Below are 15,335 nucleotides of genomic sequence, written 5' to 3' on the forward strand. Positions count from 1 at the left end.
CGAATGATAGTGGAAAGTAAAAGTTTATCAAAGAAGCACAAAGAGCAGGCAGAGCGCATTAAGGAGCTGGAACGGGCTTTGGGTCAAAAGCAAATGCGCATTGATTATTTAGAGAAGTTGATGGCGTTGGCCTCAGATCGGATGGGGGAGGATATTGAAAAAAAGAACAAAGGGCTGTCTTAGAATGGTTTCGTTGTCATCGGTCGGCTCATCGGTATAAGATGCAATCTTTATATGAGATGGTAGGTATAAGCAAACAGGGGCATTATAAGCAAGTGCGTGACCACCAGGAACAACTCCGGGTTAGGAATAGTGTTCTGGAAGCCGCAAGGGAGCTTCGTAAGGGCCATCCTCGGCTGGGTTGTAGGAAGCTCTATGCGGAGCTCAAGCCTACCGGGATGGGTCGGGACAAGACCGAGGCCTTATTGCTGAGTCATGGCTTTAGGTTAAAGCGCAAGCGCAACCGTTACCGTACCACTTATGGGGGGAAGCATTGGTATCCTAATCGGATCACTGATTTACAACTAACCGGGATCAACCAGCTTTGGGTGAGTGATATTACCTATATCGCTGTATCAGCTAAGAAGCCTTATTACCTGACCTTGATCCTGGATGTGTACAGTAGGAAAATCAAAGGCTGGAGTTTGTCAGCCACCCTGACCGCGGAGGATACTATAGTTGTAGCTTATAGGCAAGCTCTGGCCACGACTGCTAAAGCCGAACGGAAACAACTCATCTTTCATTCGGATAAAGGCAGCCAATACGTTTATAAGCGATTAGCTGAGTTACATACAGAAAATCAGGTACAGCCCAGCATGGGCGGTAAAGCCTGGGAGAATGCTCATGCAGAATCTTTAAACGGCATATTAAAAAATGAATATATCGATTTTGACCACTCCCATATCAGTTTAAAACAAGGGAGAATATTGATAAAAAAAATCGTAGAAAAGTACAATTATCAACGTCCACATGGTTCACTAAAAAATATGAAACCTGTAGAATTTGAAACCTTTGTTCAGGGGTTAACCCCTGAACAAAAACCGAGATTTAAGATTAATTATTAACCTGAAAAAAGGCAACCATATTCAGGCATGCCCAATGCCCAAACCTAAAACCTAAAACCTACAACCTACAACCTACAACCTACAACCTGCAACCTGCAACCTGCAACCTGAAATCTGTAACCCGTAACTTGAAACCTGCAACCAACCACCTCCGTTGCGTTTTTGGGACAAAGGTTTGCGAAAAGGGGATAAAATGTCGGTTATTTTATGAATACTTTTGGATTTTAACAGGTTAATTCCTCCTGTATGACAGGAAATTATTTCGCGAAACATGGCTGTTTCTCTATCCGGAAAGAGATAACCAAAATTACTAAAAACCTGTATAAAGTCGCTCTGCGGCATTACTAACTTAACTAAAATTTAAACTATGACCCAAGTATTTTTAATGCGCTACCGGAATCCTCCGGAAAACATTCCGTATATCATTGGAGTGCCTTTGCTTAAAGACCCTGCCCCGAAGTCATACGATTTAAAAGAGTAATGATCATTTTTTCTAAACACAAACAAAATTAAATATGATTTAAAATGAAACGTATTATAGCCCAAATCCGATTGAAATATACTATACCTGCAATCTGTACAGCGTTTATGCTCGTAGGTTGTGAAAAGGAAGACACTGCCGTGGTGGACAACAACACCCAAATGGAGATCAGTGACGAGGAAAAAGAAAATATATTCCTTGCCGGTTTTTCTCCCGAAGGTGTTATTAAGACCGACGGCGGATACCTTGTGGAAGGTGATATTTTTTTAACTGCCGAAGCTATAGAATACCAGAAAGAACTCATGTACAATACCATTACCGGCACCCCTTCTCCGGAGCAGTACAGCAGTCCTTTTAAAGTAGATGTAGGAAGCAGTACCCGTACCCTGAAGATCAAGGTAGATGCCGGGGCTCAACAAACCTATTTTTATAATTCGACGGAAGAAGCCATAGCGCGGTTTAACGAGCTGGACCTGGTCCTCGATTTTGAATTGCTTGATGCCGACGCTACGGATACTCCCGATATCGTGATTAAGGGAAGGCAGTTTGAAGATGGCAATGTATTAGGACAATCTTATGGTTTCCCGGATGCAGACGGCAATCCGGCCCCCCAGATCGACCTCAGTATAGATCATTACAACCCACAGACAAACAGGGCGGATTTTGTGACTACTATTGCTCACGAAATAGGACATGCCATCGGGTTCCGTCATACCGATCTGCACGATCGCAGCCTGAGTTGCGGTCAGTACATCAGTCCGCTGCAAGCTCTTATTCTTCGTTTCCAGTATGGAATAAACGACCCGTATGACGAGACAGAACTCGATCCTGATGAAGTTCCGTATCACATAACAGGAACCCCGACCGGCGCGGACCCGCAGTCCGATCCGTCCTGGATGCTCGCATGCTCTAACGGTACCAACCGTCCTTTTACTCCGAATGACCTGATAGCCATAAAACATCTCTATCCGGAGTTATAATAAAACAGATGCTGATTTAGAGAGTAGTTATCTGAGAAGCCCGGGCAATATGAGGTAGTTTGCCCGGGTTTCGATTTTTATGTCCCTTGAATCTTTCTTCTTTAGGGCCCGCCCCGGGATAATCGGGATTCCTGAAATCCCATATCGCCAGCCCAAAAATTCTATACTTTCACAAAGTCCGGGGGAATCCCGGCAAAGTTATTAGTTTTATTTGAAGGAACTTAATCCCTGTTCCCGATCCCGATAATTATGGGGATAACCGGGGTTATAGCAGCACTTGCACCTTCCAATGCGGAGTGGTTTAGGCTTAATTACAATTTACCTTCTCCTACAGGCCTACCCGGTTTCTGTTAGCGCATTCCACATCCTTTTTTATAATTCTCTTCAGGCATTTCTACCGGACCTGATAAATATCATGTTATAAGATTTCCTTTCACCCCACTTTTGTCCTGTAAATAAATACGAGGGTAAGACCTTATAAAATGTTACTATTATGAAATGAGCCATAACAATGTGAGTTGATACCAACCGGAATGTTCAATGGCGAATTACATCTGACCAATTAAAAACAAATAAAAAATGAACAGATGAAAAACACAAAACTATTAAAAGGAAAAATAGCAGGAGCATTACTGGGAATTATATTCTTCTTTCCGTTTGCCAGGGCACAGGAACTTCATGTAGTGCCTTCCGAAAGTAAGTTGGAGGTATTAGGAACTTCCAATCTGCACGACTGGGAACTCGAAGCGACATCTTTCAATGGAAAAGGGACCTTTTCCGTAGAAGAAAACCGGTTGAAGTCCGTGGAAAATCTATCGTTTACCCTGGCCGTAGAAGGGTTGAAAAGCGGAAAAAGCGGAATGGACAAAAACACGTATAAAGCCCTTAAAAGTAAGGATCATAAGGAAATATCTTTCCGTTCGGACAAAGCTACGGCTATAAAAGAAACCGGGACAGGACAGTACCAGGTTGAAATACCTGGAAATCTGACCGTAGCGGGAGTAAACAAAAAAGTCACCCTTACATTAACAGTAGTGCTCAAAGACAAAATACGCCTTTCCGGCAGTACCGATATAGTGATGACCGACTACGGCGTGGAACCGCCTACGGCATTGCTGGGAACCGTAAAAACAGGAGAAAAGGTTACGGTGAAATTTGAAATGACCTATAACTAAATACAGATAATATTCTTTAAACAAGCAATCATGAAAAGATTAACAACCATTGGATTACTGGCTATATGCAGTATGCTTACCGTGACGGTAAATGCCCAGCAGAGAAACCCGGACAACTACAGGAGTCCGGATAAGAACGGGATAAACGTTTTTGAGAGTCCTAAAGATACCGTATCTACTTTTGATGGAGTAAAGGTACGCGTCGGAGGGGCGTCCACCCTGCAGTTCCAGGCCCTGGACCACAGCAACAGCGGTAGTGTAGCGCTGAAAGAAATAGGAGATAACTTTAACCTGGCAACAGCCAACCTGGATCTTGACGTGGCCCTTTTTGACGGCGTCCGCATGCATTTGAGGACTTACCTCTCTTCCCGTCATCACCCGGAACCTTATGTAAAAGGCGGTTATTTCCAGATTGATAAACTGGACTTTATACGTCCCGGATTCCTGGAAGACGTGATGCAATATGTCACCATTAAAATAGGACATATGGAAAACAACTACGGGGATGCTCATTTCCGAAGATCAGATAACGCTCAGGCCATCTATAATCCTTTCGTAGGAAACTATATTATGGATGCCTTTACTACCGAAGTAGGCGCCGAGGTATATTACAGGAAGAACGGCTTTATTTCCATGTTGGGAATTTCTAACGGAAAGCTTAACCAGGCCGTAGATCAACCCGGGGAAACCAGTCCGTCTTTTTTGGCAAAACTAGGATATGACAGGCAAATACAACCGGATTTGAGATTGCGTCTTACCGGGTCTGTTTACCATACCGCTCATTCATCAAGAACGTATTTATACGCAGGAGACAGGGCAGGGTCCAGGTATTATTTTGTAATGGAAAACGAAGAGGCTACTTCTAAAGGGAATTTTACTTCAGGAAGGTATGATCCCGGTTTTAGTAACGAACTCACTGCCGTAATGATAAACCCTTTTGTAAAATATAATGGCCTGGAATTCTTCGGGATGTACGAAAGATCTTCCGGTAAAGCTGCAGGAGAGACCGATTCCCGGGTGTGGAATCAATATGGGGCAGAACTCCTGTATCGCTTTGGAAATTCGGAAAATTTCTATATAGGAGGAAGATACAATCTGGCTACAGGAGAAGAAACCCTTACTTATAATGATGTGGATATTACCAGGTATCAACTTGGTGCCGGATGGTTTATGACCAAAAATATATTGGCCAAACTGGAATATGTGAATCAGAAATACGATGGTTTTGACACTTCCAGCATCCTGAATGACGGTAAATTCGACGGATTGATGGTAGAAGCAGTGATTAGTTTCTGATCGGAATTCATACAATAACTCAGGGCTGTTCCGGAGGCCATAGCCATGGTATCCGATAAACCCGGCACTCCGGAAACAGCCTTGTAATTCGTTAAAACAATGGAAATGATCTTCCGGATAGGTATAATGCTGGTGTTTACTCTGTTCTGCTCTGGTAACCCTTTTTCCGAAGAGAAATGTGTGGTACGGATAAGTAAGGGAAGCGAACTGTATTTAGAAGGCTCTGCCAATGTTCGCGATTTTAGCTGTATTTATGACCGGGAACTCCTGGAAACATCCGTTCCCGTTAGTTTTAGAAGAAAACAAGACAGAATGATTTTTGACCGGGCCCTGATCCGCCTTGAAAATAAAGGATTCGGATGCGGGGGAAAAGGTATCAACAAAGATTTTCATAGTCTTTTGGAAACGGAAACCTATCCGCACATCGATCTGAATCTGAAGGAAGTAATATACAAATCAGGGGAAATGAATGCCTTCATATCCATTACTATTGCAGGGATCAGGAAAATGTATAACATTCCTGTACAACTTGATACGGACGAGGGATTGCGATGTTCGGGGATTTTGCCGTTGAATATCCGTGATTTCGGGCTGCAACCCCCGAAAAAGATGTTCGGGCTTATCGTTGTAGATGAAAAGATAGATATATATTTTGATTTGTCTCTAAAAATTGCTAAATAAACCTAAGCCGCTACCAGGGGGAGAATAATAGAAAAACAGATTGTTTAAAACTAATACAGACATGTTACATTACACTACAGCAGAAGAAGCCGTTGCCCTCGTAACCTCGGGGAGCCGGGTGTTTTTTCAGGGAGCGGCAATGACCCCTAATACATTGATCAACGCCCTCTGTAACCGGTATAACGAATTGGAAAACATAGAGATCGTACAGATGCATACCGAAGGGGAGGCTCTTTACACTAAACATCCCTATAGTGAAACCTTCCGCATCAACAGTTTTTTTGTAGGGGGTAATGTCCGTCCCGCAGTGAATTCCAGTCATGGCGATTACATTCCTGTGTTTCTGAGTGAGATACACCTTCTTTTTCGGCAAAATCTCTTGCCTGTAGATGTGGCCTTCGTCCAGGTTTCTCCGCCGGACAGGCACGGGTATTGTTCGCTGGGAACTTCCGTGGACATTACGCTTCCGGCAATCAGCGCCGCTAAGAAGGTCATAGCACAGGTGAACCCCAATGTACCCAAGACACACGGGGACGGCATTATCCATATCAATAAAATAGATGCTGCTGTATTTGCGGACGAACCCATATATTGTACGGAAATGAAGGAGCCTTCGGAAATAGAAAAACGTATTGGGTATCATGTAGCGGGACTGGTAGAGGACGGTGCTACCCTGCAGATGGGAATAGGAGGTATTCCCAACGGTGTTCTCAGTCAGCTCAAAAACCACAAGAGGCTCGGTGTACATACCGAAATGTTCTCCGATGGTATCCTGCCCCTGGTGGAAACAGGGGTAATAACCGGTGAGGAAAAGAATGTTAAACGCGGAAAACTGGTAACCTGTTTCGCCGTCGGCTCACCCGTCCTGTACCGTTTTCTTGACGACAACCCCATAGTGCATTTTAAAGAAGCAGCATATACCAACGATACGGCCATTATCCGCCGGAACCCTAAAGTAACAGCTATTAACAGCGCCATTGAAATAGACCTTACCGGGCAAGTGTGTGCTGATAGTATAGGGGCCATGCAATATTCCGGGGTAGGCGGACAGATGGATTTTATCCGTGGGGCATCACTTTCGGAAGGAGGAAAAGCCATAATAGCATTACCTTCGATAACCGCGAAGAACATATCTAAAATAGTTCCCTTTCTCAAACAGGGCGCCGGGGTTACCACCACTAGGGCACATGTGCATTATGTCGCTACGGAATACGGAGTAGTGGACCTCTTTGGCAGAAATCTCAAGGAAAGAGCAAAAGCCCTGATTTCCATAGTCCATCCCGATCATAGGGAAGCACTGGAAAAAGCTGCTTTTGAAAGGTTCGGGAGCAATATATCGGCAATATTCCGAACGACATGAAAAGGGAGGAATAATTTATACAACAATTTTTGATATTCAGGCGGAGCGGGAGAAACCAATATTTATTTCCGTTCCGCTTTTTGTTTTATACGTTGTTTTTTAAGACATATATTTTTAAATATGTCTTAAATTCCTATCTTTGAAAGCCTCGGTATAGTGAACCTTGTAGTTCGTGTAAACACTTGTAAATACTGGTAAATTGTGATGAAGTTTTTCCAACAGGAAGAAGATATTTTCGGTATTCTCCTCGAAACTATTTCAGAAGGTATTCTGGTTGTGGACGGAGAAAAAAATATAATGGCGGTCAACTCCACCCTGGAAAACATGTTCGGTTATGTAAAAGACGAGCTGGTCGGAAAAAAACTGGATATACTCATCCCTTTTCATTATCACAACAGCCACGACCAGTATTTCAGCAATTATTACGAGAAATCAAGCAAACGCAAGATGGCTGCCGGAAGGAACCTGTGGGGAATACGTAAAGACGGTACGGAGCTTCCTGTGGAAATTGGGCTGAACCCGTTTACTGTAAACGACAAAAAGTTTGTAGTGGCGCTGGTGATGGATGTTACCGTAAGCCGGGAAGCCGAAAATAGGATCAGGCAGCTCAATGAAGAACTGGAGGAAAAGGTAGAAAGCCGTACGCAGGAGCTGAAAGAATCCGTAAGCCTGCTGAAAAAAGAAGTGAAACGGAGGACAGAGGCCGAAAACAAGATCAAGAACGCGCTTCAGAAAGAAAAAGAACTCAACGAACTGAAGACCAAATTCCTTTCGCTGGTATCTCACGAATTTAAAACCCCGTTGAGCAGTATCCTGGTTTCGGCCACGCTCATAGGAAAATATACGGAAAACGGACAACAGGAAAAACGGGAAAAGCACCTGGAGACCATCAAAAACAAGGTACGTTACCTGAACAACATACTCAACGATTTCCTTTCCGTAGAGCGTATAGAATCCGGTAAGGAAAAATATACGTTTGCGCCTTTCCGTATTAGCAGGGTGTTCAACGAGGTGATATACGATGCCAATATGCTGTTGAAAACAGGGCAAAGGATCAATTTTCCCGACGAGATAGACGATTATATTATTTATCAGGACGAAAAGATACTGGAGCTCATCCTATCCAACCTGGTGCGTAATGCCGTCAAATATTCCCCCGAACATACCGAAATTGATATCATCGTGGAACAAGAAGGAAACCTGTTCGTCTTTAAGATAAAAGACCACGGCATAGGTATTCCTGAAGAAGACCAGAAATATATTTTCAGCAGGTATTTCCGGGCCAGGAATGCCATTATAGACCAGGGTACGGGTATAGGCCTCAATATTGTAAAAAGTCACCTGGAAAACCTGGGCGGGGAAATAGATTTTATCAGCGAAGAAGGAAAAGGAACTACATTTACGGTAAAACTACCTAACCATGAAAAAGATATTGCTCATTGAAGACGACCCCGTTTTGCGTGAAAGCACAGCAGAACTACTAGAATTGTCCGGATATGAAATGCTTACCGCACCCAATGGTAAAAAAGGCGTGGCCCTGGCAACAGAGGAAAAGCCCGATATTATCGTATGCGATATTATGATGCCTGAACTGGACGGATATGGCGTGCTGGAAACACTTTCCGCCAATCCAGGAACCAGGCAGATACCGTTTATATTCCTTTCGGCGAGGACAGAACGTAAAGAAGTGCGAAAAGGTATGGACTTGGGAGCCGATGATTACCTGACCAAACCTTTTGAAGAAGAAGAGTTGATAAGTGCCATAGAAAGCAGGTTGGCCAAGGTATCTCTTCTTAAGGAAGGTGTGGTGCCCGTATCACTTGCAGAAGAAGATGAGGAAGAAATACGGAACATCAATGAACTCAAGAATTTTTTTACTGACGAAGGGGAGTACTTTACTTTTGAAGAAGGAGATATCATTTATACCGAAGGTAACCATGCCAATTATATTTACCTCGTGGAAAAAGGCATGGTAAAAACGCATCGTATCGAAGAATATGGTAAGGAACTGATTACCGACATAAGCAGGGATGATGATTTTTTCGGTTACTATTCCTTTACACAAAACATTCCTTACGAAGAATCGGCAACGGCTCTCAAAAAAACCACGCTCTATGGCGTCCGCAAAGACTCCTTTGCCGAAATCTTAAGGAATAACCACAAACTGGCTGTAGAATTGGTGGAGTTTCTGGCCGGAGACCTCTCCGGAGTCAAAGAAAAATTGTTACAAATGGCTTATGGTTCCGTACGGAAAAAGACTGCGGGTACCATTTTACGCTTCGTGGAAAAGCTTCAACATCAGCCCGAACGGGAAATCCGTATTTCACGTAACGACCTGGCAAGTGTAGCAGGAATCGCTCCGGAGAGTTTTATCCGTACACTGTCCGAACTAAAAAAAGAAGGCCTGATCGCCATAGAAGGCCGAAACATAAAGGTGCTGGATATAGACGGGCTGGAGAAAATGCGTTAAAAAAACAAGAAGGGTAAATTTGTTACCCGGGGCTTCGATACACCCTTCGCTGCACTCAGCCACCTCCGCTTAGTGCTCACTGCAACCAATAACCCGACCGTTATCCCGGTTGATATTTATCATATTTTATTCTGTTCCTTCCTCATATTTTTGCTCGTGATAGATAAGAAATGTGATGAAAAATATCCTTATCCCGACCGATTTCTCCATAAATTCACGGAACGCCGTCAGATATGCCATGCTACTGTTCGGCACTTCCGAATGTAATTTCTACCTGTGTAATGTAGTAGAGCCCTATGTATATGCAGGTGGAGGAATGCCGTTGGTGGCTTTCCCTGAAGATTATGATACCGACGTACGGTCACGGTCAGAGGCAGGGCTGGAAAAAATGGCACTATGGATGAAAGAGGAACTGCCGGAAAGCAATTCGGATTTCATTCCGCTACCGGAATATGATTTTTTTATAGAAGCGATAAGAAAACAGGTCAAAGAAAAGAATATAGACCTGATTGTAATGGGAACGAAAGGGGCTTCCGGGCTCAGGGAAATGACGGTGGGGAGTAATACGGGGGATGTCATTACCAAAGTAAAATGTCCCGTACTTGTAGTGCCGGAAGACACGGCCTTCCATTTCCCGAAACAGATTGTTTTTCCTACGGATTACAGCATTCCCTATTCTCCAAAGGTATTGGACACGATGTTTTTCCTGGTGGATAAATTTTCTGCTGCCGTAAGGGTGCTCCATGTAGTAAAGAACGCGCATGAAAGCCTTGGGGAAGAGCAGGAAAGAAATAAAAGCTACCTCAAAAATTATCTCCGTGGGAGGGAGTACAGTTTTCACCGCATGACCCATAACAATCTGGGAGAAGCCATAGAGGAATTCACGGATAGTACGGATATAGACTGGATAGCCATGATGGCGAAAAAACTGAATTTCTTCCAACAGGCCCTCTTCAGGCCCACCGTGGCCCGGATAAGTTATCATACGAGAATCCCTTTTTTGGTACTCCACGAATAATAAGCCGGTAAAAACACCGGTTTTGTAGTTAATTTCCAGTTGTAGCTAAGGGATCGGGGACCATTATTTACAGAATATTCGTGATATGTGATTCCTAAAACGTATATTTGTTTTTTCCGTTTCGGGAAGGAAAAATCTGTTCACCGTAGAATATCCTTCCCGGATACCTTTCCGGATTAGCCCCTTCAAAAATTCCGGAAGTATGCAACCTGCCTTTTGTTTGTCAGATTAACCAACCGTTACCCGATGACAAGATATTATATTCTTCTGTTTTTCCTATTTCTGTTCGCAGAAAAGGCAAGGCCGCAGCAACGAGATGCTTTTGACAGTATTTACTATCGTTTGTATACGGCTAATAAAGATCTCGGTTACGGGATCCGCACTGCGGATTCGCTTTACCGGGCTTCCGTGGGAGAACATCAGAAAGTAAAATCTCTACTGTTGCTGTCCAGTTTGTACAGGCGTAAAAAAGCCAAAAAAAAAGCCCTTGAATACTTACTGGAAGGGGAGCGCCTGGCTTCCAAAGCCGGGATTTACGAATGGCAAGCGAGAGCCTGTGGAGCACTGTCCAGTCAATACAGGGAATCCGGTTTGCCGGAAGTGGGAATGCGCTACCTGGAAAAAGGTATAGCAATAAGCGGAAAAATCAGGGAGAAAGAGATATCCAACGAATACCAGGGCCTCTTGTACCAGGAAAAAGCGTATTACGCAATAGCCGAAAATAATTTCCGGGAAGCCGTGCAATTGGAACATAAAGCCGGTACCTATTTTATTTTGCTGAAAGATAATTTCCGAAGGAACCTCCACCTGGCTACTACACAGAAAGCCCTTGGAGAAAACTATCACAGGCTGCACAAAAATGATTCTGCCCGGTACCACTATCGCAAAGCCCTGGATTTCATTGCCGGTACTAACGGAGTGCCCATACAGGAAGGAATGATTCACTTGGGGTTGGGGAAAATTTTTATGGAGAAAAATGATTATCCCCGGGCCTGTAACCATCTGGAAAAAGCCCTTGGTTTTGCCGATGCTTCCGGAGATATTTCCCTTCAGGGAGAGGTTTACCAGGCTTTGTCAAACTACTACAAAGCTGTAGGGAATGTGGAGAAATATGCCTTTTACAATGACCGGTACCTGGAAGTAATAGAAAGGGAAATAGAGGCCAGGCAGGAAACCTACAGCCAGGCCGTCAGCCAGGTTTATAAAGAACAGGCAAAGACATCTCAGGTATATTACGTTATCATTGCCATTGTGTCCCTGCTGTTGTTGCTGGTAATTATATTCGTACTTATAAATCGTAAGAGACAAAAGGACAGGTACAGGAAATTCAGAGAAAAACTAACGAAAGTAAGCAGGAATACCAGGGTATTAATACCTGCGGAAAAAAGGGAAAGTGCGATAAGGGAGACGGAACTGATGCCGGAAAAAACCGAGAAATTACTGTTGAATAAATTATCGCGTTTCGAGGAATCCGGAAAATTCACGGACCGGAATATTTCTTCTTCTGCCCTGGCAGCAAGAATAGGTACCAATACCAAATACCTTTCCTATATTATTAACAAGTACAAAGGGAAAGACTTTAATACATACATTAATGAACTCCGGATACACTATATCGTTAAAAAATTGGAAGAGACACCCGATTACCTGAATTATAAGATCAGCTACCTGGCCAAGGAGTGTGGGTTTTCATCTCACAGTAAGTTCAGCATGGTTTTCCGAAGTATTATAGGCCTGCCTCCTTCCGAATTTATGGCGTATCTCAGGGAGAAGAAAAAAGTAGTGTGAGATATTTGTTTGTTGTTGACATTTTTGATTGTCAGGGATGGTAAAAAACGCTGTTAACGGTTGTAGATGTTGAAGGAAATGGATCGGTATTCCTTATCCGTATTCGCGAATATGAAAAGCCAAAAGCTTCCCTGAAGATCTGTATTTCTCTATTTTCGTAGGGTATATGAGTTTTCCAGACTTATGTGTTTTCTACCCCGGAAATAAGAGAAAAGGCCGGTCCTGTATTGGACCGGGTATTTTCTTGTTTTTTTTAATTTTATGCTCTTTTCTTAAAAATGATAAGAACATTGTTAGCCAGCGAGGTAGAATTTCAAAAGAAAATAGAGAGGTTCCGGAGTACCGGAGCCCTTCATAAGCACCCTTTTTTAGGATTTTATTATACCGAAGGCGTAAAATATGTGATGTGCGACCTGTTTAAAACGCAGAAACTCTTATTGCGTATAGCCAGGGGAGCATCCTGCATTTCCGAAACTTCCTTTATATCTATCCGGATATATGGTACCTGTATCGAATTCCGGGACAGGGATGGTCGTGTATTACAAAAACAAAAAGAAGAAAACCCGGTTCCGATACCCAGGGGCACGTCTTTTTGCCTGTACTGGATAGGAAGAACATTGCTTTTGCCTACGGAATATTAGAATAGTGAAACTTTTTTGTAAAATACCGCTCCGGCAAGTCTTGTACCAGGAATTGTGGACTCTTGTGTTTTCGTAGAAGCACTTAGCCGTTTCAGTTGGAAAATGCTGAGCGGAAACGTCGGACCTATATACGCTACAACTTTTTATCCTGCCCATCTTATTCCCGGGATAAACGCATCATATATTTTTTGATTATAATTTCGGCACTTGCAGGGGGATTTTTCTTTACCCCGACCCTAAGGGGAGGAAAAAATCCCTGATTATGAAAAGCCTTCTTTCCATTATATCAGGATGGAACAAGGAATAGTTTTATATGCGTTTATCTTCCTTTTTCTCTTAATTCTTTTATGCTACATAGTTGCGTTTATAAGAATATTTTTATATTTGCAATAAAGTTGCATTTAAAAAATGGATAAGAATACCAGAAAATTACCGGTAACCGTACTGAGCGGCTTCCTGGGAGCGGGGAAGACTACTTTATTGAATCATATATTACATAACAGGCAGGGACTTAAAGTAGCAGTGATCGTCAATGATATGAGTGAGGTAAATGTAGATGCCCGGCTGGTGGAGAGTGAAAACGTTCTTTCTCGAACCGAAGAAAAGCTGGTGGAAATGAGCAACGGTTGTATTTGTTGTACACTTCGTGAGGACCTTATGGTGGAAGTAGAGCGCCTGGCACACGAAGGAAAATTCGATTACCTGCTCATTGAAAGCACTGGCATAAGCGAACCTGTTCCCGTGGCGCAGACTTTTTCTTTTGCCGATCCGGAAAATGGAATAGACCTTTCCGCTTTCAGCTATATAGATACGATGGTAACCGTAGTGGATAGCTATAATTTCCTGAGAGATTTCGGTACGGATGAAATGCTGGCAGACCGGCAACTTACGGATATGGAGGGAGATTACCGCACCATAGTTAATCTCCTTACGGACCAGGTGGAGTTTGCCAATGTAATCATACTGAATAAAACGGACCTGGCAGGTGAAAGAACCACAGGACTGCTCCGTGCGGCCATAAGTAAACTCAATCCCGATGCCAGGATAGTGGAAACGACCTTCGGTAAGGTAGACCCCAAAGAAATTTTAAACACCGGGCTGTTTGACTTTGAAGAAGCCCAGGCATCTGCCGGATGGCAGAAGGAACTGGAGGCAGGGCATCACACCCCGGAAACCGAAGAATACGGTATAGGATCTTTTGTTTTTCGCAACCCGAAGCCTTTTCACCCACAACGTTTATGGGAATATCTGAACGAAGCATATCCGGGAAATATTATCCGTGCCAAAGGATTGTTCTGGCTGGCTTCCCGGCCTGATGAAGCCCTGAATTTTTCGCAGGCCGGAGGATCGTCAAGACTGGAACGGGCAGGGGTATGGTGGTGCAGTATGCCTTTTGCCGACAGGATTAGCTACCCTTCTTACCTGGACAACCGGGATGTTATAGAGGACAGGTGGAGCAAAAAATGGGGAGACCGGATCAATGAACTCGTATTTATCGGCCAGGATATGAACAGGGGAAAAATGATAAACGATCTGGAGAATTGCCTGCTATTTGACGAAGAAGAAATACTGTTTGAAGACAAAACGGCTTTCCCCGATCCGTTTCCCGAACATCTTTAATAAACGATAAATTAAATAACACCATGAAAACCGTAAAGATCCTTTTAATCGCCTTGTCCGTTCTGACCTTACAAGAGGTGGCTGCTCAATTTCGGCAGGAGCCCTTGCCATATGCTTATGATGCCCTGGAACCTTTTGTAGATGCACAGACAATGGAGATCCATTACAGCAAACACCATGCGGGGTATGTAGCCAATCTGAATAAAGCCCTTCAAAAAACGGGTAAATCTCCCGCTTCACTGGAGGCAATTTTCAGTGATATTTCCGAGTATGGCGTGGCCGTACGCAATAATGCGGGAGGGCATTTTAACCATACCTTGTTCTGGCCTGTCCTTACCCCGCAGAAAAATACCAAACCCTCCAAAGAGCTTTTGGAAGCCATAAAAAGGGATTTCGGTGGAATGGACAGACTTAAAGAAAAATTTCTTGGTGCTGCGGCTACCCGATTTGGTTCCGGATGGGCATGGCTCATTGTAACTGCGGAAAAGAAACTGGCAGTGACATCCAGTCCAAACCAGGATAATCCACTTATGGCAGATGCTCCTGTGAAGGGAACCCCTATTCTGGGAGTAGATGTATGGGAACATGCCTATTACCTGAAATACCAGAACAAGCGTCTGGATTACCTGGAAGCCTTGTGGAATATAATTAACTGGAAAGAAGTGAACCGAAGATACGGGGAATCCCTGTAAAATCATTTCTCCACACATCCCGGTTGTTATCCGGATGGAGTATTTCAAATCTAACCGGTAAGTAAACGG

General features: G+C 43.6%; 13 protein-coding genes and 1 pseudogene. All 14 read left to right on the forward strand.

Annotated elements, in window-relative coordinates; all coding sequences use genetic code 11:
• Positions 1 to 183: transposase (locus ACVBDY_RS09420; RefSeq protein ID WP_447174366.1), on the forward strand; the 183-nt coding region annotated here is incomplete at its 5' end.
• A gap of 29 nt (positions 184 to 212) precedes the next feature.
• Positions 213 to 1,064 (forward strand): annotated as a pseudogene (locus tag ACVBDY_RS09425) (IS3 family transposase); the annotation flags it as partial.
• 525 nt (positions 1,065 to 1,589) lie between these two features.
• Positions 1,590 to 2,525 (forward strand): M57 family metalloprotease, encoded by a 936-nt coding sequence (locus tag ACVBDY_RS09430; protein ID WP_447175226.1) that lies wholly within the window; start codon positions 1,590 to 1,592, stop codon positions 2,523 to 2,525.
• 587 nt (positions 2,526 to 3,112) lie between these two features.
• Complete coding sequence (locus ACVBDY_RS09435) at positions 3,113 to 3,700, forward strand: YceI family protein (RefSeq protein ID WP_447175227.1); 588 nt, start codon at positions 3,113 to 3,115, stop codon at positions 3,698 to 3,700.
• A 30-nt stretch (positions 3,701 to 3,730) separates the two neighbouring features.
• Positions 3,731 to 4,996 (forward strand): hypothetical protein, encoded by a 1,266-nt coding sequence (locus ACVBDY_RS09440; protein ID WP_447175228.1) that lies wholly within the window; start codon positions 3,731 to 3,733, stop codon positions 4,994 to 4,996.
• Between the two features lie 99 nt (positions 4,997 to 5,095).
• Positions 5,096 to 5,677, forward strand: a complete 582-nt coding sequence (locus tag ACVBDY_RS09445; protein ID WP_447175229.1) for a hypothetical protein — start codon at positions 5,096 to 5,098, stop codon at positions 5,675 to 5,677.
• A gap of 61 nt (positions 5,678 to 5,738) precedes the next feature.
• The gene (locus ACVBDY_RS09450; RefSeq protein WP_447175230.1) at positions 5,739 to 7,037 is read left to right on the forward strand and encodes an acetyl-CoA hydrolase/transferase family protein; all 1,299 of its coding nucleotides are present in this window, start codon (positions 5,739 to 5,741) and stop codon (positions 7,035 to 7,037) included.
• Between the two features lie 204 nt (positions 7,038 to 7,241).
• Complete coding sequence (locus ACVBDY_RS09455; RefSeq protein ID WP_447175382.1) at positions 7,242 to 8,480, forward strand: PAS domain-containing sensor histidine kinase; 1,239 nt, start codon at positions 7,242 to 7,244, stop codon at positions 8,478 to 8,480.
• Complete coding sequence (locus tag ACVBDY_RS09460) at positions 8,458 to 9,507, forward strand: response regulator (protein WP_447175231.1); 1,050 nt, start codon at positions 8,458 to 8,460, stop codon at positions 9,505 to 9,507. The genes ACVBDY_RS09455 and ACVBDY_RS09460 overlap by 23 nt, the downstream gene beginning before the upstream one ends.
• A 175-nt stretch (positions 9,508 to 9,682) precedes the next feature.
• Positions 9,683 to 10,525, forward strand: a complete 843-nt coding sequence (locus tag ACVBDY_RS09465; protein ID WP_447175232.1) for a universal stress protein — start codon at positions 9,683 to 9,685, stop codon at positions 10,523 to 10,525.
• Between the two features lie 246 nt (positions 10,526 to 10,771).
• Positions 10,772 to 12,313 (forward strand): helix-turn-helix domain-containing protein, encoded by a 1,542-nt coding sequence (locus ACVBDY_RS09470; protein WP_447175233.1) that lies wholly within the window; start codon positions 10,772 to 10,774, stop codon positions 12,311 to 12,313.
• A 278-nt stretch (positions 12,314 to 12,591) separates the two neighbouring features.
• Positions 12,592 to 12,954, forward strand: coding sequence for a hypothetical protein (locus ACVBDY_RS09475; RefSeq protein ID WP_447175234.1), 363 nt, complete (start codon positions 12,592 to 12,594; stop codon positions 12,952 to 12,954).
• Between the two features lie 408 nt (positions 12,955 to 13,362).
• A complete protein-coding gene (locus ACVBDY_RS09480; RefSeq protein WP_447175235.1) occupies positions 13,363 to 14,574 on the forward strand; it encodes a GTP-binding protein in 1,212 nt (403 codons plus the stop codon).
• Positions 14,575 to 14,597: 23 nt separating this feature from the next.
• Entirely contained in the window at positions 14,598 to 15,266 is a 669-nt protein-coding gene (locus ACVBDY_RS09485) for a superoxide dismutase (protein ID WP_447175236.1), read from the forward strand.
• Positions 15,267 to 15,335 lie beyond the last annotated feature (69 nt).

It is taken from the genome of Sinomicrobium halophytocola (genome assembly GCF_052983395.1).

Bases quoted from the DNA above. Each gene is read 5' to 3' on its own strand.
- ACVBDY_RS09430 (WP_447175226.1), top strand. From the start codon at position 1,590: ATGAAACGTATTATAGCCCAAATCCGATTGAAATATACTATACCTGCA.
- ACVBDY_RS09435 (WP_447175227.1), top strand. From the start codon at position 3,113: ATGAAAAACACAAAACTATTAAAAGGAAAAATAGCAGGAGCATTACTG.
- ACVBDY_RS09440 (WP_447175228.1), top strand. From the start codon at position 3,731: ATGAAAAGATTAACAACCATTGGATTACTGGCTATATGCAGTATGCTT.
- ACVBDY_RS09445 (WP_447175229.1), top strand. From the start codon at position 5,096: ATGGAAATGATCTTCCGGATAGGTATAATGCTGGTGTTTACTCTGTTC.
- ACVBDY_RS09450 (WP_447175230.1), top strand. From the start codon at position 5,739: ATGTTACATTACACTACAGCAGAAGAAGCCGTTGCCCTCGTAACCTCG.
- ACVBDY_RS09455 (WP_447175382.1), top strand. From the start codon at position 7,242: ATGAAGTTTTTCCAACAGGAAGAAGATATTTTCGGTATTCTCCTCGAA.
- ACVBDY_RS09460 (WP_447175231.1), top strand. From the start codon at position 8,458: ATGAAAAAGATATTGCTCATTGAAGACGACCCCGTTTTGCGTGAAAGC.
- ACVBDY_RS09465 (WP_447175232.1), top strand. From the start codon at position 9,683: ATGAAAAATATCCTTATCCCGACCGATTTCTCCATAAATTCACGGAAC.
- ACVBDY_RS09470 (WP_447175233.1), top strand. From the start codon at position 10,772: ATGACAAGATATTATATTCTTCTGTTTTTCCTATTTCTGTTCGCAGAA.
- ACVBDY_RS09475 (WP_447175234.1), top strand. From the start codon at position 12,592: ATGATAAGAACATTGTTAGCCAGCGAGGTAGAATTTCAAAAGAAAATA.
- ACVBDY_RS09480 (WP_447175235.1), top strand. From the start codon at position 13,363: ATGGATAAGAATACCAGAAAATTACCGGTAACCGTACTGAGCGGCTTC.
- ACVBDY_RS09485 (WP_447175236.1), top strand. From the start codon at position 14,598: ATGAAAACCGTAAAGATCCTTTTAATCGCCTTGTCCGTTCTGACCTTA.